Source organism: Streptomyces hilarionis (genome assembly GCF_024539675.1).
Classification (GTDB): Bacteria; Actinomycetota; Actinomycetes; order Streptomycetales; family Streptomycetaceae; genus Streptomyces; species Streptomyces hilarionis.
Window position 1 is genome coordinate 24,128 of the sequence record NZ_JAHHIT010000048.1, and the last position, 19,036, is coordinate 43,163.

15 protein-coding genes and 1 riboswitch are annotated in these 19,036 nt (G+C 73.7%); of the genes, 12 read left to right on the forward strand and 3 right to left on the reverse strand.

What is annotated here, in order from left to right:
• Nucleotides 1–128 precede the first annotated feature (128 nt).
• Nucleotides 129–1,142, forward strand: coding sequence for a LacI family DNA-binding transcriptional regulator (locus KMS84_RS11735; protein WP_256916095.1), 1,014 nt, complete (start codon nucleotides 129–131; stop codon nucleotides 1,140–1,142).
• A 239-nt stretch (nucleotides 1,143–1,381) separates the two neighbouring features.
• On the opposite strand, the gene KMS84_RS11740 is transcribed toward KMS84_RS11735, so the two are convergent.
• Nucleotides 1,382–2,269: an alpha/beta fold hydrolase gene (locus tag KMS84_RS11740; protein ID WP_256916096.1), complete on the reverse strand. Its 888-nt coding sequence runs from the start codon at nucleotides 2,267–2,269 to the stop codon at nucleotides 1,382–1,384.
• A 25-nt stretch (nucleotides 2,270–2,294) separates the two neighbouring features.
• Nucleotides 2,295–2,996, reverse strand: a complete 702-nt coding sequence (locus KMS84_RS11745; protein ID WP_256916097.1) for an SDR family oxidoreductase — start codon at nucleotides 2,994–2,996, stop codon at nucleotides 2,295–2,297.
• Between the two features lie 282 nt (nucleotides 2,997–3,278).
• On the opposite strand from KMS84_RS11745, the gene KMS84_RS11750 reads away from it, so the two are divergent.
• From KMS84_RS11750 to KMS84_RS11785, 8 genes are all read left to right on the forward strand, one after another.
• Nucleotides 3,279–4,778: an MFS transporter gene (locus tag KMS84_RS11750; protein WP_256916098.1), complete on the forward strand. Its 1,500-nt coding sequence runs from the start codon at nucleotides 3,279–3,281 to the stop codon at nucleotides 4,776–4,778.
• Nucleotides 4,779–4,856: 78 nt separating this feature from the next.
• A complete protein-coding gene (locus tag KMS84_RS11755) occupies nucleotides 4,857–5,426 on the forward strand; it encodes a TetR/AcrR family transcriptional regulator (protein WP_256916099.1) in 570 nt (189 codons plus the stop codon).
• A 214-nt stretch (nucleotides 5,427–5,640) separates the two neighbouring features.
• Nucleotides 5,641–6,477, forward strand: a complete 837-nt coding sequence (locus tag KMS84_RS11760; protein WP_256916100.1) for an alpha/beta fold hydrolase — start codon at nucleotides 5,641–5,643, stop codon at nucleotides 6,475–6,477.
• 179 nt (nucleotides 6,478–6,656) lie between these two features.
• The gene (locus tag KMS84_RS11765; protein WP_256916101.1) at nucleotides 6,657–7,721 is read left to right on the forward strand and encodes an AraC-like ligand-binding domain-containing protein; all 1,065 of its coding nucleotides are present in this window, start codon (nucleotides 6,657–6,659) and stop codon (nucleotides 7,719–7,721) included.
• Between the two features lie 231 nt (nucleotides 7,722–7,952).
• Nucleotides 7,953–10,700: a helix-turn-helix transcriptional regulator gene (locus KMS84_RS11770; protein ID WP_256916102.1), complete on the forward strand. Its 2,748-nt coding sequence runs from the start codon at nucleotides 7,953–7,955 to the stop codon at nucleotides 10,698–10,700.
• Nucleotides 10,701–10,918: 218 nt separating this feature from the next.
• The gene (locus tag KMS84_RS11775) at nucleotides 10,919–12,205 is read left to right on the forward strand and encodes an ABC transporter substrate-binding protein (RefSeq protein ID WP_256916103.1); all 1,287 of its coding nucleotides are present in this window, start codon (nucleotides 10,919–10,921) and stop codon (nucleotides 12,203–12,205) included.
• Nucleotides 12,177–13,127, forward strand: coding sequence for a carbohydrate ABC transporter permease (locus KMS84_RS11780; protein WP_256916104.1), 951 nt, complete (start codon nucleotides 12,177–12,179; stop codon nucleotides 13,125–13,127). The genes KMS84_RS11775 and KMS84_RS11780 overlap by 29 nt, the downstream gene beginning before the upstream one ends.
• Nucleotides 13,124–13,942 carry a carbohydrate ABC transporter permease gene (locus tag KMS84_RS11785; protein ID WP_256916105.1) on the forward strand — a complete coding sequence of 273 codons (819 nt, stop codon included), beginning with the start codon at nucleotides 13,124–13,126 and terminating at the stop codon, nucleotides 13,940–13,942. The genes KMS84_RS11780 and KMS84_RS11785 overlap by 4 nt, the downstream gene beginning before the upstream one ends.
• A 31-nt stretch (nucleotides 13,943–13,973) precedes the next feature.
• On the opposite strand, the gene KMS84_RS11790 is transcribed toward KMS84_RS11785, so the two are convergent.
• Nucleotides 13,974–14,423, reverse strand: coding sequence for a DUF5709 domain-containing protein (locus KMS84_RS11790; RefSeq protein ID WP_256916142.1), 450 nt, complete (start codon nucleotides 14,421–14,423; stop codon nucleotides 13,974–13,976).
• Between the two features lie 568 nt (nucleotides 14,424–14,991).
• Here KMS84_RS11790 and KMS84_RS11795 point away from each other — a divergent pair.
• The 3 genes from KMS84_RS11795 to KMS84_RS11805 all read left to right on the forward strand — a co-directional run bounded on the left by KMS84_RS11795 (nucleotide 14,992) and on the right by KMS84_RS11805 (nucleotide 18,724).
• The gene (locus KMS84_RS11795) at nucleotides 14,992–16,884 is read left to right on the forward strand and encodes a DNA/RNA non-specific endonuclease (protein WP_256916106.1); all 1,893 of its coding nucleotides are present in this window, start codon (nucleotides 14,992–14,994) and stop codon (nucleotides 16,882–16,884) included.
• 37 nt (nucleotides 16,885–16,921) lie between these two features.
• Nucleotides 16,922–17,965, forward strand: a complete 1,044-nt coding sequence (locus tag KMS84_RS11800; RefSeq protein ID WP_256916107.1) for a hypothetical protein — start codon at nucleotides 16,922–16,924, stop codon at nucleotides 17,963–17,965.
• Between the two features lie 117 nt (nucleotides 17,966–18,082).
• On the forward strand, nucleotides 18,083–18,724 hold the full coding sequence (locus tag KMS84_RS11805; protein ID WP_256916108.1) for a superoxide dismutase: 642 nt from the start codon (nucleotides 18,083–18,085) through the stop codon (nucleotides 18,722–18,724).
• Nucleotides 18,725–18,806: 82 nt separating this feature from the next.
• A riboswitch (cobalamin riboswitch) is annotated at nucleotides 18,807–18,982 on the forward strand.
• Nucleotides 18,983–19,036 lie beyond the last annotated feature (54 nt).

Sequence of the window (19,036 nt, forward strand, 5' to 3'; positions counted from 1 at the left end):
CCGCCCTGGGGCGTCCGGCGGCGCGTCACGGGCCTTCACAGGGTGAGCGGGAGGCCCTACAGTTCCGAAACTGGAAGCGCTTCCAGTTCTACGGGGGCGCGGTGTCGTGACGGAAAGGCCCGTGGTCCATGGCAGCAGCCGCGTCCCGTCGGCAGCCGACGCTCGACGAGGTGGCCGCCCTCGCGGGCGTGTCCCGCTCGGTGGCCTCCCGCGTCCTCAACGACGCTCCGCACGTCAGCCGCGTCAAGCGCGAGGCGGTCGAGCGGGCCGTCCGGCAGCTCGGTTACGTCCCCAACCCGCGTGCCCGTGCGCTGGCCACCCGCCAGACGGGGGCGGCGGCCCTGGTCGTCTCGGGCGAGGACCCGTCGATCTTCGCGGACCCGTTCTTCGCCCAGGTGATCGTGGGGGCCTCGGCGGCGCTGGAGGAGGCCGACCTGCACCTCATGCTCTGCCTGGCCGCCTCGGACCGGGGGCGCAAGCGGGTGGAGGAACTGTTCCGGTCCAGAGGCGCCGACGGCGTCATGCTGATGGCGCTGCGCGAGGACGATCCGCTGGCCCGGACGGCACGGGAGGCGGAGATCCCCGTCGTCTTCGGCGGACGCCCGGTCGGTCCGGCTCCGCGGTGGTTCGTGGACGTCGACAACGTCGGCGGAGCGCGCGAGGCCACCGAGTACCTGCTCTCGCGCGGCCGCACACGGGTCGCCGCGATCTGCGGACGTATGGACACCGAGGCCGGGCGCGCCCGGTACCGGGGGTACCGCGACGCCGTGCTGGCGGCCGGCCTCGAACCGTTCCCGCCGCTGGAGGGGGACTTCACCGAGCCCAGCGGAGCCGCCGTCATGGCCTCCCTGCTCGCGGAACACCCCGGTGTGGACGGGGTGTTCGCCGCCAACGACAACATGGCCGCCGGGGCGTTGCGCACCCTGCGCGAGGCCGGTCTGCCGGTCCCCGCCGGCGTCGCCGTGGTCGGCTTCGACGACCTGGAGGTCGCCCGGATCGCCGATCCGCCCCTCACCACCGTCCACCAGCCCATCACGGCCCTCGGGCGGGAGATGGCGCGCATGCTGGTCGCGCTCCTCGACGGCCAGGACCCCACCCCGCTGATCCTGCCCACCAGCCTGGTCACCCGTTCCAGCGCCTGACGGTCCCGCCCGCGGGGCCGCCTCGGCGGAGGGGATCCCCCATCGGTGGACCGGCGGCCGTCGGCGGGCGGCCGGGATTCCCCGGACCCGCCGACCTCGGCACGTTCTTCACGCGCCACACCGCGATGATTCCGGGCGTGTTCCGCCGCGCCCGTCAGGCCGGGCAGGCCGACGGCGCCGTGCTGCCGCCCCCGGCCGTGACGTCGGTGGCCGGGGCGCGTCGGTGCCCTCCGGGGCGGTCACGCCGGTGCGGTCAGCAGGTCGGCCAGGACGTCGGGCCGTTCCAGGGCGAGGAAGTGGCCGGCCCCGGGCACCTGCGTGAATTCGGCGGCCGGCAGCAGCCTGCGGTTGGCCTCCCGGTCCGCGGTGCGGGACCAGTCCTTCTCGCCGTAGACGAGATGGACGGGGGCCTCGACCCGCGGGTAGCGGGAACGGGCCGCGACGAGGCTGGGCAGGGCCCGGTAGACGGCTCGGGCGACGGTCGGGTAGCCGGGACGGCCGCCCACCCGGAGGAGTTCGTCCACGTAGTCCTCCCGCAGGGCGGTCCGGTCGCCGAGGCCTCCGCGCAGGATCCTGCGGAACACGGCCCGGGGCTCCACTCCGGCGACGACCGGGCCCACCCCCGGCGCGAGGGCGCCGGCGACCACCGTGCGGGCCAGGAGACCGGAGCGGGCGATCCCGCCGGGGAAGTCGTAGGCGTTGACCGCGACGACCCGCCGGACCCGCTCCGGCAGGTCGGCCGCGGTGGTCAGGGCCAGCACCGCTCCCATGGACTCCCCGACCAGCGTGACGTCGTGGAGGTCGAGTGCGGTCAGCAGACGTTCGACGCCCGCGCGCATCGCCGGCTCGTCGTACGAGGCGCCGGGCACGATCTCCGAGTACCCCATCCCGGGCAGGTCGAGGGCGTACACGGTGTAGTGGCCCGCGAGCAGCGGGATGAGGTGGCGGAAGTGCTCGGCCTGGGTGCGCACCGTGTGCAGCAGGACCAGGGGAGCGCCGGCGCCCGCTCGGAGGTAGCGCAGCGTTCCCTCGCGGCCGCCGTCGCCTCGGCGGCCGGGGCGCGGTGCGACGCCGTGGGCGGTGGTCCCCGGGATGTGCAGCGTGGGACGGGACGGGCGGACGGGCATCTCGTGGGCTCCTGGGTCCTGCGTGCTACGCGGCCAGCTGCGGGTACAGGGCGCCGAGGTCCGCGGCGAGACCGGCCTTGACCTGGCGCGAGATGTCGTCGGCGAGCACCTCGTAGGCCCCCGACTCGACGCCGTCGAGGGCCAGTGCGGCGACCTCGCGGGGGTCGGACTTGGGCGCGTCGACGCCGGACGCGAGGTCCGTGTCCACGTAGCCCACGTGCAGTCCGGTGACCGAGATGCCGCGCGGCAGCAGCTCCAGGCGCAGGGAGTTGGTCTGTGACCACAGGGCCGCCTTGGAGGCGCTGTAGGAGCCGCCGAGGGCGATCCAGGAGAGGACGGAGTGCACGTTGAGCAGGTGGCCGCCCCCGTTGCGCTCGATGACCGGCACGAACGCCCGGGCGAGGAGCAGCGGGCCGTAGAAGTTGGTCTCGAACTCCCGGCGCACGTCGTCGACGGGGGAGTCGAGGAAGGACGCGCCGACCGAGGCGCCCGCGTTGTTGATCAGAACGGTGACGTCCTCCGCCCGCGCGGCGGCCGCCGCCACCGAAGCGGGGTCGGTGACCTCCAGCGCCACCGGGACCGCGTCGGGGTGCGTGACACCGCGCGGATCGCGGGCCGTGGCGTACACCTTGCCGGCGCCTCGTGCGTAGAGCTCCTCCACGAACGCCTTGCCGATGCCCCGGCTGCCGCCGGTGACGAAGACGTTCGCACCCTTCAGAGCGGTCATGACTGCCTCCTCGAAGAACGGGAAACCGATCGGTTTCCCTCGTGGACCCTCACGGTAAACCGATCGGTTTCCCGACGCAAGCGGCCGCGTGGAGGAGTGGGTCGCCGTGGCCGCTCGGGCGAGGTTCGTCGGCTTGCGCCGCGGAAACCGATCTGTTTCTCTAGGTGGAAACAGATCGGTTTCCGTTCGGGGCCGACTCATGCCCATGACCTGCGGCCTGCGACGTGAGCCTGTGACTCGCGGCTCCCGGCCCGTGGCTCATGGCGGCGATCAAGGGGAACTGTGAGTACCACCTACGACCGTGGGGCGTCCGCCTCCGGCACCTCGGAATCGGGCCGTCGTGGCTCCCATGCCGTCCGCTGGTGGGTCCTCGGCGTGCTCGGCACGGCGCAGCTGATGGTCACGCTCGACGCGACCGTGGTGAACATCGCGTTGCCCGCGGCGCAGCACGACCTCGGCTTCAGCGACGGCAGCCGGCAGTGGGTGATCACCGGCTACGCCCTGGCCTTCGGCAGTCTGCTGCTGCTCGGCGGTCGGCTCGGCGATCTGTTCGGCCGGCGGACCACCTTCATCACCGGCCTGGTCGGTTTCGCGGGCGCGTCCGTCCTCGGCGGCGCGGCGACCGGCTTCGACGTCCTCGTCGCGGCGCGGGTGACCCAGGGCCTCTTCGCCGCCCTGCTCGCGCCGGCTGCGCTCTCCCTGCTCAGTGTGACCTTCACCGACCCGAGGGAGAGGCCGAAGGCGTTCGGCGTCTTCAGCGCGCTGGCCGGTGCGGGCGGAGCGGTCGGGCTGCTGCTCGGCGGCATGCTCACCCAGTGGGCTTCGTGGCGCTGGGTGATGTACGTGAACGTCGTCTTCGCGGCCGTCGCGCTGGTCGGCGCGGTGCTGCTGCTGGCCGCGCCCGCGGTCGCCCGACGCCCCGCACTGGACCTGCCGGGCACCCTCGTGGGGAGCGCCGCGCTGTTCGCCGTCGTCTACGGCTTCGCCCACGTCGAGTCCACGAGCTGGACCGACCCCGTCACCCTCGGCTCCCTGATCGTCGGCGTGGTGCTGCTGGTGGTGTTCGTCCGGTTGCAGGCCCGGGTCGCGCACCCGCTGCTGCCGCTGCGGCTCGTGCTGAGCCGCGCGCGTGGGGGTGCGTACCTGACGGTCTTCGTCATCGGCATGGGGATGTTCTCGATCTTCCTGTTCCTGACCTACTACCTGGAGGCGAGCCTCGGCTACTCGCCGATCAGGACGGGTCTGGCGTTCCTGCCGATGGTCGCGGGCATCGTCGCCGCGTCGACCACGGCGCCCGCGCTGCTGCTGCCCAGGGTCGGCCCGAAGGTCGTGATCAGCGCCGGCTTCCTGGTCGCCGCGTCCGGCATGGCCCTGCTGACCCGGCTCGAGCTGGACAGCGCCTACGCCGCCCACATCATGCCCGGTCTGATCCTGCTGGGCCTCGGCCTCGGCGGGGTCATGGCCACGGCGTTCCAGGGCGCGACCGCGGGCGTGCGCCACGAGGACGCGGGGGTCGCCTCGGCGCTCGTCAACACCGGTCAGCAGGTGGGCGGTTCGATCAGCACGGCGCTGCTGACCACCGTCGCCTCGTCGGCCGCGACCGACTATCTGTCCTCGCACGAGCCCGGCGCCCTGACGGCGGCCCGGGCCGGGGTGGAGAGCTACACCGCCACCCTGGCATGGGGCTCCGGGTTCTTCGTGGTCGGCGCCGTCCTCGCGGCGCTGCTGATACCCAACGCGCCGCCGGCGCCGTCGGAGGGCGAGCCCGTGATCGGCCACTGAGTCCGGGTCCACCGGGCCCGACGCCCCGCCGTAAACCGATCGGTTTTCAATCGGCCGGAATCGGGTTAACCTCGCAGGATGAGCACCGACCCGAAGTCGAGCCCCCGCGAGCGGCTGCTGGAGGCAGCGGCCACGCTCACGTACCGGGACGGAGTCGGCATCGGCGTCGACGCGCTGTGCAGGGCGGCGGGGGTGTCGAAGCGTTCCATGTACCAGCTGTTCGAGAGCAAGGACGAACTGCTGGCGGCCGGCCTGGAGGGACGCGCCGTCGCCTACGCGGCCACGCTCCTGCCGCCCGCCGACGACGGCCGCTCGCCGCGCGAACGGATCCTGTACGTCTTCGAGCAGTTGACGGCACAGGCGGGCGCGCCCGACTTCCATGGCTGCCGGTTCCTCGCCGTGCAGATCGAGCTCAAGGATCAGCACCACCCCGCGAGCCGGGTGGCGCACCGCGTCAAGGAGAACCTGACCGGCTTCTTCCGCGGCGAGGCCGAGCGGGGCGGGGCGAGCGACCCCGACCTGCTGGCCCGCCAGCTGATCCTCGTCTTCGACGGCGCCAGCGCCCGCGCCGGCATCGGGGCCGACACCCCGACCGGGCTGGTGGCCCCCACGGTGACCGTCCTGCTCGACGCGGCGGGCATGCGCTGACGCCCGCTTCGACGGACATCCCCCGACGCCCGCCCGCTTCGACGGACCGCGCTGCGCCGTCGGGCAAGGACCGGTGCGCTGCGAGGCAACTCGGGGCACGGCGCGGCTTCTAGCGTGACGGGTGTTCCGTGCCGCGCCCGCCTGCCGACCGGCGGCGGACCGACCGAGCGGGCACGGAAGCGCATCCGTCATGACGAGAACGAGGTAGCAACGCATGCCGCACATCACCGTGGGCCAGGAGAACTCCACCGCCATCGACCTCTACTACGAGGACCACGGCACCGGGCAGCCGGTCGTCCTCATCCACGGCTTCCCGCTCGACGGTCACTCCTGGGAGCGGCAGAGCGCCGCACTGCTCGAGGCCGGCTACCGCGTGATCACCTACGACCGCCGCGGTTTCGGGCAGTCGGACCAGCCGACGACCGGCTACGACTACGACACCTTCGCCGCCGACCTGAACACGGTGCTGGAGACCCTCGATCTCCACGACGCCGTCCTGGTCGGGTTCTCCATGGGCACCGGCGAGGTCGCCCGGTACGTGTCCCGCTACGGTTCGGCCCGCGTCGCCAAGGTCGCCTTCCTGGCCTCCCTGGAGCCGTGCCTGCTCAAGAGCGACGACAACCCGGACGGGGTCGCCCCGAAGGAGTTCTTCGACGGTGTCGTCGCGGCCGTGAAGGCGGACCGGTACGCCTACTTCACGGCGTTCTACCAGGACTTCTACAACCTCGACGAGAACCTCGGCACCAGGATCAGCGAGGAGGCCGTCCGCAACAGCTGGAACGTCGCCGCGGGCAGCGGGTTCTTCGCCGCCGCCGCCGCGCCCTCCACCTGGTACACCGACTTCCGCGCCGACATCCCCGCGATCGACGTGCCGGCCCTGATCCTGCACGGCACGGGCGACCGCATCCTGCCCGTCGAGGGCACCGCGCGGCCCTTCCACAAGGCGCTGCCGTCCGCCGACTACGTGGAGATCGAGGGCGCTCCGCACGGGCTGCTGTGGACCCACGCGGAGGAGGTCAACGCGGCGCTCCTCGCGTTCCTGGCGAAGTGACCGGGCGGGAGCCGGGTGCGCTTCGGGGCGGCCCGGCTCCCTCGTGTCCCCGGCACGTCCCGGTCCGCCGCGGTGACGCGACCCGGTCCGCCGCGACGATCTGACGGATTCACGCGATGCGCCCGCGCTCGTCGCTTGGCACGGTGTTCGGAAAGAACACGTGCTGAGGAGCGGGAACGATGTCGGCGGACGCAACCACACGGGACCCCGGGACGAGGTTCTCCGGCGCCCACTACGCCACGGACGCGGTCCCGGCGTCCCGGCGACGGGCCTACTGGCGCGAGGCGCTGTCCCGGACCTTCGCGGCGGTGGACGTCGCCGTCCCGGACGGGGCCTGCTCGGGAACCCTCCGCACGTCCGCTCTGGGCCGGCTGCGGCTCACCACGGTGGAGGGCGGCCCCGTGCGGGCGTGGCGGACCCCGCGGCTGATCGCCCGGGACGGCAACGAGGAGGACGTGGTCGTCAGCCTCGTGGAGCGGGGCGTCGTCGGAATCGAGCAGGACGGCCGCGAGGTCTGCCTGCGTCCCGGAGAGTTCGCCTTCTGCGACATGGCGCGGCCGATCCGGATGGACTTCCCCGATCCGTACCGGACGAAGTCCCTCGTCCTGCCGCGGCAGCTCCTGGGCGTCGGCGAGCCCGCCCTGCGACAGCTCACGGCGACGGGCATCCGTCCCGACACGGTGCTGGGCTCGCTGCTGTCGCCCTTCCTGGCCCGGCTCGTGGACACGGCCGCGCTGTATCCCCCGCACACCGGCACCGCCCTGGCCGGCCACGTCGTCGACCTGCTCGGCGTGCTGGCGGAGGAACGGCTGCGGCAGGGGCCCGGTGACACGGAGGACGCGGCATGCGTGCTGGTGCCGAGGATCAGGACGTTCATCGACCGCCGTCTCGCCGACCCGGACCTGACGCCCGAGGTGATAGCCCGGGCCCACCGGATCTCCGTGCGCTACCTGCACCGGCTCTTCCAGGCGGAGGACGACACCGTCGGCCGGTGGATCCAGCGCCGCCGCCTCCAGGAGTGCCGGCGTGAGCTGGCGGACCGCAGGTCCGCCGGCCGGACCATCGCCGCCGTGGCCCACCAGTGGGGTTTCGTCAGCGCGGCGCACTTCAGCCGGGTGTTCCGGGCCGCCTACGGGATGTCCCCCGCCGAGTGGCGCGCGTCGGCCGCGCGGGCGTCGCCCGGTCGTCCGCCGCGCACCGGGATCCTCCCGGCGCCGCCCGCCGCACCGGCCGTGCGCGAGTAGGCCGCGACCCGCCGCTTCCTGCTCCTCCCCGCACCTCCCCGCACCTCCCCCCGCTCCTCCTGGTCCTCCCCGCCTCTCTCCGTCGCCCTCCGGCCCTCCTCGCCGCTCCGGCCGACGCGCCGTCCCGGTGGGGCGCGGGCGGCGCGGGCGGCGTCACCCGCCCCCTGTGCCCGCGCGCACGCCCGGCCTTGCGATAGTGGACGCGGGGGTGTGCGGCGAGGAGGGGCGTGAGTGGCGGGGTCGGGCGGTGCGCTGTCCCGAAGCGGTCTGCGCGGTCGGGAGGCCGAGCTCGGGCAGCTGGCGGAGCTGATCGCGTCGGTGGCCCGTACCGGAAGCGGTGCGCTGGTGCTCGTCCAGGGCGAGGCGGGCATCGGCAAGACCGCCCTGCTCACCGAGGCCGTCACCCGGGCGGGCGCCGCGGGCTGGTCCGTCGGCACGGGCAAGGCCGACGAGCTGCACCACATCGTCCCGCTCTCGTCGCTGGCGGCCTCCCTGCACGGCGATCCGCCGCTGCTGTCCGGGGACGCCTTCGCCGATCTGGCCGGCGGCCACGACCAGCGGATCCGGCTGGTGGAGCGCCTGGCGGGGGCGATCGAGGCCGCGGCCGCCGACCGGCCGGTGCTGATCGCCCTGGACGACGTGCAGTGGGCCGACCCGCTGAGCCGGTTCGTCCTGAAGCAGCTCCCGACGCGTCTGCGCACCTCGCCGGTCCTGTGGGTGCTGACCGGGCGACAGGGCCCCGCCGACCCGCCGGAGGAGATCCTCGTCGCGGCGACGCAGGGTGAACTCCCCTCGCTCACCGTGCCGTTGAGCCCCCTGTCCGGCGAGGCCATCGGGCAACTGGCCGACGACGCCCTGGGGGAGGGCGTCGACGAGCGGGTGCGCGACCTGCTCGACGGAGCCGGCGGGAACCCCTTCCTGGCGGTGGAGATGCTGGCGGGACTGCGCACCGCCGGAGCCTCGGGCGAACCCGTGCCCCCGGGACTGGTGGTGGGCGTGCGCGGCAGGCTCAGGTCCCTGCGGCCCGGCACCCTGCGCTTCCTCCGGATGGGGGCGGTCCTGGGACGCCGGTTCCGCTTCCACGACGCCGCCGCCCTCTGCGGCCGACCGCCCGCCGCGCTGGTCGCGGAGCTCGAGGAGGCGGTGCGCGCCGGACTCCTGGACGACGACGGGGATCAACTGGCCTTCCGGCACGACCTGCTGCGCCAGGCGGTCTACGTCGACATCCCGCCCTCGGCCCGCAAGGCCCTGCACCGGGAGGCGGCCACCCACCTCGTCCTCGCGGGCCACCAGCCGATCGACGCGGTGTCCCACGTCCTCGAGGGCGCCCTGCCCGGCGACGAGGAAGCGGTGGCCCTGCTCGGCCGCGCCGCCGCCGACGTGCTCCCGGTGACCCCGGGCCTCGCGGCCGACCTCATGACCCGCGCCCTGGAACTCGTGCCGCCCGCACGGCCGTCGCGGTTCGAGGTGGGCGAGCGGGCGATCGTCTTCCTGACCCGGGCCGGCCGCGACCGCGAGGCGCTCCGGACCGGCGACCGTCTCCTGGCCGGACGGCCCTCCCCGGCGGAGTTCGGCCGACTCCAGACGGCCCTGGGCGGGACGCTGTGGAACATGGATCTCGCCGACGAACTGCTCCGCCGCACGGAGACGGCTCTCGCCCTCGGCGGCGCCGACCCCGGGACCGAGGCCAGGCTGACCGCCCTGCGCGCGCTGGCCCTGTCCCGCGGGCACGATCTCGCCGCGGCCCGGGAGGCGGGCGAGAACGCCCTGCGCGCCGCCCTCGCGGCGGGCGACCGGGAGGCGCATGTGCTGGCCCTGTCCGGGCTCGGCGAGATCGCGCTCAACGCGGGGGAGAACGCCGTCGCGCTGCGGCACTTCACCGCGCTCAGCGCCGTCGATCCCGCCTTCCTGCCCGAGGAGGTCGTCGCCCGCACGCACATGGACGACTTCGCCTCCGGCGAACGGCTGCTCCTGCGGGCGGCGGACCCCGGCGGTGCGCCCCGGCAGGCGATGCTGCTGTGGGCACAGGGCCACCGGCTGCTCGGGCTCGGCAGGCTCGACGACGCCGAGGCCGACCTCGTGACCATGGAGCGCCTCGAAGACGACGTCCAGGTGCCCGTGCAACAGGTGAACGCCCGCGTGATCCGCTCCCGGATCGCCCTGCTGCGAGGCGACCGGGAAGCGGCCCGGCGGCACCTGACGGCGGCGCGGGAGAGACTGGCGGCCAAGCCGAACCCGGGCAACACGGCCGCGGTGCGCTTTCTGGAGGCCGTCCACGCCGACGCCGACGGGGACGTCCGGCTTGCCCTCGACCGGCTCCGGCAGGTGCAGGAGGCGGGCCCCTTCATGCGCTGGCGGCTGTTGCGCACCTGGGTCGACCGCGCGATCCGCATCGCCCTGCGCGGCGCGGACCACGGGCTCGCCGAGGACCTGGCCGCACAGGCCGCGGCGCACGCCGAACGCAACCCCGGCGTGGCCGGCGCGGCCGGGGTCGCCGCGCAGGCGGCCGGCCTCCTGAAGAACGATCCCGCCCTGCTGGAACGCTCCGTGGACCTGCTCGGGGCGAGCCCGCGCCCGCTGGTGCGGGCCGCGGCCCGCGCGGACCTGGGGCGGGCCCTGCTGGCAGCGGGCCGCACGCCGGCGGCCGCGGCCGTGCTGACCCGGGCGCGGGCCGAGTTCGCCGAGTCGGGCGCCCACGGGGCGGCGGCACGGGTGCGGCGTGATCTGGCCCGCACGGGGGCGGGCGGGCGCGGGGCCGGCGCCCGGCAGCGCCCCGTCCACGGGTGGGAGGCCCTCACGGTCTCGGAGAAGAAGGTCGCGCGCCTCATCGCCGAGGGCCACACCAACCGGTCGGCCGCCGACCTGCTCGTCGTCTCCCCGCACACCGTCAACACCCATCTGACCTCGGCCTTCCGCAAGCTGGCGGTGAACTCCCGGGTGCAGCTCGCCCACCTGGTCATCGGCCTGCGCGACACCTGACGGGCGGGCGCGTCGGCTTGTTCACGCGATGCCCGCCGACGTGCGAAGCGGGGCGAAACGGGTCACACGCCTGTACCGGCCCCGGCGGGACCGACGCGGATGTCAGGGTCCTCGCACCGTGTGCTTACCCTGACCGGGTCGCCACCGGGCCTCTGTCTTCCGCCGGCTTTCCCGAGAACGACACTCCGGCCGCAGACGTCACTGGGAAGGGCGCCGCCATGAGCACATCGGGACGACGGCAACGACCGGGAAGACCCGGACGAACCGGACGGCCGCGGGGGCGGCGGATCGCCGCCCTCCTCGGGGCCGGGGCCCTCGTGCTCGCCGCCGCCGGCTGCGGCGGCCGCGAAGGGGAGGGATCCGGCGACGGCCCGGTCACCTCCATCACCGCGCTCGACTACTACACCGACGCGACGGAGCACGCCCAATGGGGCGAGCGGCTCTCCGCCTGCGGGAGGACCGTCGGCGTGACGGTCGAGCACACGAGCGTTCCGGGGGCCTCGCTCGTCCCCAAGGTCCTGCAACGGGCGTCGTCGCGGACCCTTCCCGACCTTCTGATGCTCGACAACCCCGACCTGCAACAGATCGCCCGGACCGGCGCGCTGACACCGCTGGACCGCTACGGCGTCGACACCCGCGGTTTCGCCGAGGGCATCCTGTCGGCGGGCACCTACGAGGGAAAGGTGTACGGCCTGGCGCCCACCGTCAGCACGATCGCCCTCGTCTACAACAAGGACATGCTCGCCGAGGCCGGCGTCGCCGTGCCGAGGACCTGGGACGAACTGAAGGCGGCCGCCGCCGAACTGACCCGCCCGGGGCGCTACGGGCTGGCCGTCGACGCCAACGCCACGTTCGAGGGCGCCTGGCAGTTCCTGCCGTTTCTGTGGTCCAACGGCGGGGACGAGAAGCGGCTGGACACCCCGCAGGCCGCGCAGGCGCTCCGGCTCTGGGTCGCCCTGGTCAGGAGCGGCTCCATGTCGAAGTCGGTGCTCAACTGGACCCAGGCCGACGTCCACGACCAGTTCGTCGCCGGCCGGACGGCCATGATGGTCAACGGCCCCTGGCGGATCTCCGCCCTGGACGAGGCCGGGAACCTGCACTGGGGGGTGGCCCCCCTTCCCGTGCGGCGGCCGGGGCAGGCCCTCGTCACACCGCTCGGCGGCGAGGTGTGGACCGTCCCGCAGAGTCCCTCGCGGGCCCGGCAGGAGAAGGCCGCCCGGGTCCTGGCCTGTCTGAACGACCCCGCACACACGCTCGCGCTGGCCGAGCAGAACTTCACCGTCCCCTCGCGCCCCGCGGTGGCCGCCCGCTACGCCCGGCGGACCCCGTCGATGGCGGCCTTCGTCGAGAGCGTCGGACGGGCCCGGGCCCGTACGGGCGAACTGGGCGTGAGGTGGCCGGCGGCCGCGACCGCCATCTACACCGCGATCCAGTCCGCGCTGACGGGCGAGCAGACACCGGAGGAAGCACTCGAGCATGCGCAGCAGACGGCGACCAGCCCCTGACACGGACCGGCGCACGGCCCGGGCGCGCCTGCGCGAGCCTCTCACCCGGTGGATGTTCCTCGCCCCCGCCGGGGTGTACCTCGCGCTCTTCTTCGGATACCCCGTCGTCGAGAACGTCGTGATGAGCTTCCGGCAGTACACGGCCACCACGTTCTACACCGGTGCCGCGCCCTACGTGGGACTGCGCAACTACGCGGACGTCCTGGCGTCGGACCTGTTCACGAAGGCGCTCGTGACGACGGTCCTGTTCACCGCCGGTTCGCTCGCCGGGCAGTTCGCGCTGGGCCTGGCCCTCGCCCTGTTCTTCCGGCGCCGCTTTCCGCTCAGCGGCGTGCTGCGGTCGCTCCTGCTGCTGCCCTGGCTCATGCCGCTGGCCGTCTCCGGCGCGACATGGCGGTCGATGCTCGACACGGACACCGGAGTCGTCAACGACGCGCTGCGCCACCTCCACCTCGTGTCGTCCGGCGTTCCCTGGCTGACCGGCACTTCGCAGGCGCTCGTCTCGGTCGTCCTCGTCAACGTGTGGGTGGGCGTGCCCTTCAACACCGCGATCCTGTACGGCGGTCTGCTGGACATCCCGCCGCAGTTGTACGAGGCGGCGAGGATCGACGGCGCCGGACCCGTGACCACGTTCCGCCATGTCACCTGGCCCCTGCTGCGGCCCGTGGCGGGTGTCGTGCTCGTGCTGGGCGTGATGTACACGCTCAGGGTGCTGGACGTCGTCCTCGTGGTGACGGGCGGAGGGCCGGCCGACGCCACCGAGACCCTCGCCACCCGGTCCTACGAGCTGTCCTTCCGGCAGTTCGAGTTCGGGCGCGGCGCCGCGACGGGCAATGTGCTCATCGTCGTCTCGCTCGCCTGCGCCCTCCTCCACCTGCGCGTGGACCGGCGGGCCCGGCTCGGCCGGGAGGCGGTCCGGTGAGGCGCGGACCCCGCCGCGGCCCGCTGTCCACGGTCGTGGGGATCGTCCTGCTCGCGGTGATGCTCTTCCCGGTCTACTGGATGGTCAACGCCTCCCTCCAGCCGTCCGGCAGCGCGCTGCTCGAGGCGGGGTGGTTCCCCTCGCACCCGGACCCCAGCGGTTACGTCAGCGCGCTGCGCGATCAGGGACGCAACCTCGTCACCAGCCTCGTCGTCGCCCTCGGCAGCGTCGTGCTCAGCCTCGCGCTCGCGGCGCCGGCCGCGTACGCGCTGGCCTGGTTCCCCTTCCGCGGCGCCGGCGTCGTGCTCTTCGGTGTCCTGGGCACCCAGATGGTGCCGGGCATCGCGGTGGCCAACGCGCTCTACAGCGCCTACAACGACCTGGGCCTGCTGAACTCCTACCCCGGCCTGATCCTCGCCGAGTCGACCGCCGGGGTGCCCTTCGCGATCATCCTGCTGCGTGCGTCCATGCGGGGCATCCCCAGGGAGATCGTCGAGGCCGCGCGCACGGACGGCGCCGGAAGGCTGCGCACCTTCCGTTCCGTGGTGCTCCCGCTGAGCGCGAACTCACTGGTCACCGCCGCGCTCTTCACCTTCCTCTTCGCCTGGAGCGACTTCCTGTTCGCCCTCACGCTGACCACCACGGAGACCGTCCGGCCGGTGACGCTGGGGCTCTACGACTACCTGGGCGCCCACACGAACCGGTGGAACGCCGTCATGGCCACCGCGGTCCTGGCCTCCCTGCCGGCGGCCGTGCTGCTCGTCGCCGCCCAGCGCCGCATCGCCGCGGGCCTCACCGGTGGCGCCGTCGGATGAGGTGCCGTCCGAGCGGACGCCCTTCGCCCCGTCAGCGCGACTCCGCGTCGGGGATCACGTGCATCGCGGCCTCTTCGGCCGACGCCCCCGCGCCGTCCAGGCCGACGTCGTGGGCGACCATGTCGTAGTCGGTGTTCTCGTGACTGCCCTCGTCCGGCGCGATCAGCCGACCGGCGCGCACGTCGCCGACCTCGTCGTCGACGAGCTCACCGTCCGTGTCCCAGGCGTCCCCGAGGCCGTCGCCCTCCGGGACCGCGACGTCCGGCGTCTCCTCGGCCAGACGCTCGTCCAGGGTCTCCCCGCGCAGCCGCTCGGACGCCGTGACACCGGTGTGCTCCACGGCCCACGGCTTCTCCGGAGGGGAGTAGCCCTCGTCCAGGGCCTCGTCGCCGGCCCGGTAGTCCAGGGTGTCCGAGGCGTCGAGCAGCCCGACGTCGTCCTGCACCTCCGAGCCGTCCGGCTGGTAGACCTCGTCACCCATCGCTTCGTCGGCCACGTGCGCTCCATCGTCGTCGGGGCCGGAGGGGCGCGGGCCACCGCACCCGGGCCCGGCCCGCTGTCGGGCCCGGCCCGTCACCGGTACCGGCGTATGCCGGTCAGGTCACCAGTGTCCCGCCCCGGCCCCCGTTCCGGGCCCCCGAAACGGAATGCGTGCGCTCCTGGGCAAGAAGTCGCCCGCCCGCGCCCCGCCCGCGCCCCGGCCGCCCCTCGGCGGGCCCGGGGCCCCGACCGGACCGGCACGAGGACCGTGAAGGCGCGCGCCTCGTCGGGCCGACGCACCCGCCGGCGGCGTTGTGGACGCGCACCCGACTGCCGAATACCCCTGCCGATCAGCCGGGTTGAGCGGGTCGGCCGATTAACTCCCGCGGAATTCCTACAGGGTTGGTAGTGTCCACGGCTCGTGGCGGACGTCGATCTGCGGACGTCGTCCGCCACGACGCGAGATCCGGCACGGCACCTTCCGCCTCCTCCTCTCACGGAAAGCTCCCGCACCCATGCATGGAATACGTGGCGGGCGCGCCACGACGAGACGCGCCCGCTCGACGGTTGTGACCGTCCTCACCGCCCTGGCCCTCGTGCTGACGACCGCCGCGACGAGCCGGGCGGCCGAACCGCCCGCCGCGGCGAAGGCCCCACCCCGTTCCACGTCCCCCGCGCCCGCCGTGAAGGCCGGCGAGACCGGCAGATTCGCGGCCGGCTCCGGTGAGACCTGCTCCGCCACCGCGCCCGGCTCCGGGGAGCGCCGCGCGGGCGCCGTCGAGTCCTGTGTGACGGTCGCCCCCGCCCCCGCCCGCAAGAAGGGGAAGTCCCGCGCCGCCGACGCCCCCGCCGCCGCGGCGGCGGCCGCAGGCGCCTGCGACGTCAGCGCCCCCGGCAACTACAGCTACGAGCGCTTCTCCTACTGCGTGTCCGGCATCGACGTCACCTACGTCCTGCGCGACGGCAACGGCAAGGAGATCGGACGCGGCACCCTGGCCGTCTCCACCGGCGCCGACCTCTCCGCGACCGCCACGACCTGGAGCGAGCGGGTCTCGGTGACCATGACCGGCGCAGCCGGTGACGTCACCGCCCTGAACGCCAAGCTGCGCGCCTCGTGCGACGCCGGCTGCACGGCCACCAAGACCGCCCCCTGGTACGGCGGCGCCCTCACCCTCGGCCAGACCCTGACCGGAACGGTCGCCTACTCCTCGCCCCGGACGGCGGGCTCCTCCGCCTCGTTCTTCACGTCCTACGCGATGTACGTGACGTCGCCGGGAGCGACGGCGGTCGACCCGAACGCCTCCTGGAAGAACGCGCGTCAGATCAGGTGCGACGACGCGGTGGGCGGAACGTCGGCGGCGGGCTGCGCCGTCCCCTCCGTCATGCCCGTCGTGCCGATGAAGGCGGCGGGCGCGGACGCGGGCGGCGCCGTCGCCGCCTACGGCTGGGCCCAGAAGAACCTCGACGGCGCCTGGGGGAAGAAGGGCAGCCCCCTGACCCGGTCCACGAGCGGCGTGAGCGGTCGCACCGCCGCAACCTGCGGCGGCTTCACGGCCCAGCCGGAGCTCGTCGACGCCGACGCCTGCGCCGACTTCCCGTTCGGGGAGGCGAAGGAGGGCGGTTCCGCCGGGGACCGCTGCGTCGAGGTGATCCCCAACCTCGGCAACGGGGAGTGGGACACCTACGTCCTGAACGACGGACATGTCGTGGACTCCGCGTCGCCCTGCGTGCGGGCTCATGTCACCCCCGCCGACAAGCAGTTCGCCGAGACGCAGCTCGCCGACGGTTTCGCGGCCCAACGGGTGATCGACGCCGACAGGTTCGAGCTCACGGTCTCGACGCCGGACACCGGCCCGCAGGCCGACTGCCTGAACGACCCCCCGCCGGCCGGTTCGTTGCCCAACGGCGACGGGTGGTTCAAGAACACCACCGAGGCGGTGCCCCTCGTCAACCAGACCGTCCCGACGAGCGGTCCCGGGGAGCGGCCGACCGAGGCACAGGCCTGCCTGGGGAGGAACACCACCAAGGGAAGCGGAACCAGCGACCCCGTCACCGGGTACAAGGACGCGGAGGCGTTCAAGAAGGCGAACGGGGTCACCAACGGGCTGGCCCGGTGCCACCTCATCGCGAGGATCCTCGGCGGCAAGGGCACGAGCGAGCTGACCCGGACCAACCTCGTGCCCTGCTGGCAGTCCGGGATGAACACGGGCACGCCCAGCATGCGGACCTTCGAGGACATCGCGCAGAAGATGATCCAGGACCCCGCCTCGGGCCTCGGAGCGAACGACGCGATCCTCTACCGGGTGACGCCCGTCTACAAGGACGCCAACAGCACCATCCCGGTGGGCGTCACGATGCGCGCCGACATCCAGCGGGCCGGCGGGGGGACCGAGGAGCTGTTCCCCAACGTCTTCGTCACCAACACCCTGATGAATACTGGGACGCTCAACCTCGGCAACTGATCCGCGGATCAGCACAGTTCACGCCACGGGAGCCGGCATGAGTCTCACCACCCCGGCGCGGCCGTTCGACGTCACCGCGCTCTTCCCCGAGCTGGCCCCGTGGGCGCGCACGGCGACCCGGTTGCACCCGCGACCCGGGGCGCCGACCGTGCACGACAGCTCCGTCGGCGGGCCGCTGCTGTGGCCCGCCGACGAGCCGTGGCCGTACTGCGACGAGCCGCACGACAGCCGCGTGGCACCGGTGGTCCACGCGCCGGACGACATCCGGCTCCTGCGCCGTGTCCGGGCCGCCTCGGCGGAGCGGCTGCGCCGCGATCCCGGGGCCGCCCGGTGGACCCCGGAGGAACAGGAGGCCCTGGAGCGGATCGGCGCGGGCCGCCCGTGGTTCGACGGCCGGATCCCGCTCCTCCCCCTCGCTCAGCTCCACGCCCGCGACGTCCCCTTCCCGCGCCCGTCCGGCGCGGACCTCCTCCAGGTTCTGTGGTGCCCCTTCGACCACGCGGAGGGCGCCCACCCCAGGACCGCCCTCGTCCGGCGCTCCGCCGCCGCCGTCGCCGACGTCCTCGACGCGCCGCCCGAGCCGCCGGTCGTGCAGCGCGACTCCTACCTTCCGCAGCCGTGCGTGCTCGCGCCGGAGCAGGTCACCGAATTCCCCAACCCCCGTGAGCTGGACGACGACCTGCGGGACCGGTTGGCCGACGGGAGCCGCTGGGGGGCGATCGACCCGGCGCGGTACAGCGCCTACGCCGACGACCTGGGCGAGCTGTATCTGGGAGCCCTCTCCACCGCCCCCGGCTGGAAGACCGGCGGCTGGACCCCATGGGACGCCACCGACCCCGTCGACCGTCCCTGCCCCGCGTGCGGCGCCGGGACCGTTCCGCTTCTCACCGTCGCCTCCTCGGAATGGGACGGCATCAGCAGGTCCTGGATCCCGCGGGAGGAACCGGCGAGCCCGGCCCCGCCGCCTCTCGGCGCCCGCGACGGCGCCTTCACGCTGATCGACATCGCCGGCGGCTGCGACCTCCAGCTGTATGCCTGCCCGGCCGACCCGTCCCACCCCCATGTCGAACTGGTCCCGTGAACGCAGGGAACGGCGCCCGAGTGGACCCGACCGGACCCCGGGGCAGCGGCGCGCCCGCCGCTCTTGCTGTTAACGTGCAGTTGCGCATGATGCGCAATAACGTTGGAGGACGTTGACATGGCGGTCTACACGCTCCCGGAACTTCCCTACGACTACGCGGCGCTGGCCCCGGTGATCAGCCCGGAGATCATCGAGCTGCACCACGACAAGCACCACGCGGCGTACGTCAAGGGCGCGAACGACACGCTGGAGCAACTGGCGCAGGCGCGGGACGAGGAGTCCTGGGGCTCGATCAACGGCCTGGAGAAGAACCTGGCCTTCCATCTCTCCGGCCACGTCCTGCACTCGATCTACTGGCACAACATGTCGGGCGACGGCGGCGGCGAACCGCTGGAGGCGGACGGCACGGGCGAGCTCGCGGACGCGATCGCCGAGTCGTTCGGCTCGTTCGCGCGCTTCAAGGCGCAGCTGACCAAGGCGGCGGCGACCACGCAGGGTTCCGGCTGGGGCGTCCTCGCCCACGAGCCGCTGTCCGGCCGCCTCATCGTCGAGCAGGTCTACGACCACCAGGGCAACGTCGGGCAGGGGTCCACCCCCGTCCTGGTCTTCGACGCCTGGGAGCACGCCTTCTACCTCCAGTACAAGAACCAGAAGGTCGACTTCATCGACGCCATGTGGGCCGTCGTCGACTGGCAGGACGTGGCCCGGCGGTACGCCGCCGCCAAGGAACGCGGCGACAGCCTGCTCCTCGCGCCCTGAGCCCGTACGGCGCCGGACCGAACGCCGGCGCGCGCGTGCCGGACCCCGTGACGGAACACACGACGTGCCCCGGCGATCGCCTTGATAGCCTCAGGGCGCCAGTCGAGCCACACCTGAGGCCAGGGAATCCGGTGCGAATCCGGAACTGACGCGCAGCGGTGAGGGGGACGGGCGGGGCACGACGCCACTGGGAGACCGGGAAGGCGCCCCGGCCGGACGAACCCGAGTCCGAAGACCTGCTGGCACCTTCGCGCCCCGGCGCGCAGGGACGTCCGTAGGCCAGGCTCCGCGTACGAGCCCCGACACCCGAGG

What these genes read in the sequence shown, in the direction of transcription:
- KMS84_RS11745 (WP_256916097.1), bottom strand. Translation starts at nt 2,996, where the DNA reads ATGACCGCTCTGAAGGGTGCGAACGTCTTCGTCACCGGCGGCAGCCGG.
- KMS84_RS11775 (WP_256916103.1), top strand. Translation starts at nt 10,919, where the DNA reads ATGAGCACATCGGGACGACGGCAACGACCGGGAAGACCCGGACGAACC.
- KMS84_RS11765 (WP_256916101.1), top strand. Translation starts at nt 6,657, where the DNA reads ATGTCGGCGGACGCAACCACACGGGACCCCGGGACGAGGTTCTCCGGC.
- KMS84_RS11805 (WP_256916108.1), top strand. Translation starts at nt 18,083, where the DNA reads ATGGCGGTCTACACGCTCCCGGAACTTCCCTACGACTACGCGGCGCTG.
- KMS84_RS11780 (WP_256916104.1), top strand. Translation starts at nt 12,177, where the DNA reads ATGCGCAGCAGACGGCGACCAGCCCCTGACACGGACCGGCGCACGGCC.
- KMS84_RS11790 (WP_256916142.1), bottom strand. Translation starts at nt 14,423, where the DNA reads ATGGGTGACGAGGTCTACCAGCCGGACGGCTCGGAGGTGCAGGACGAC.
- KMS84_RS11800 (WP_256916107.1), top strand. Translation starts at nt 16,922, where the DNA reads ATGAGTCTCACCACCCCGGCGCGGCCGTTCGACGTCACCGCGCTCTTC.
- KMS84_RS11740 (WP_256916096.1), bottom strand. Translation starts at nt 2,269, where the DNA reads ATGCCCGTCCGCCCGTCCCGTCCCACGCTGCACATCCCGGGGACCACC.
- KMS84_RS11735 (WP_256916095.1), top strand. Translation starts at nt 129, where the DNA reads ATGGCAGCAGCCGCGTCCCGTCGGCAGCCGACGCTCGACGAGGTGGCC.
- KMS84_RS11760 (WP_256916100.1), top strand. Translation starts at nt 5,641, where the DNA reads ATGCCGCACATCACCGTGGGCCAGGAGAACTCCACCGCCATCGACCTC.
- KMS84_RS11755 (WP_256916099.1), top strand. Translation starts at nt 4,857, where the DNA reads ATGAGCACCGACCCGAAGTCGAGCCCCCGCGAGCGGCTGCTGGAGGCA.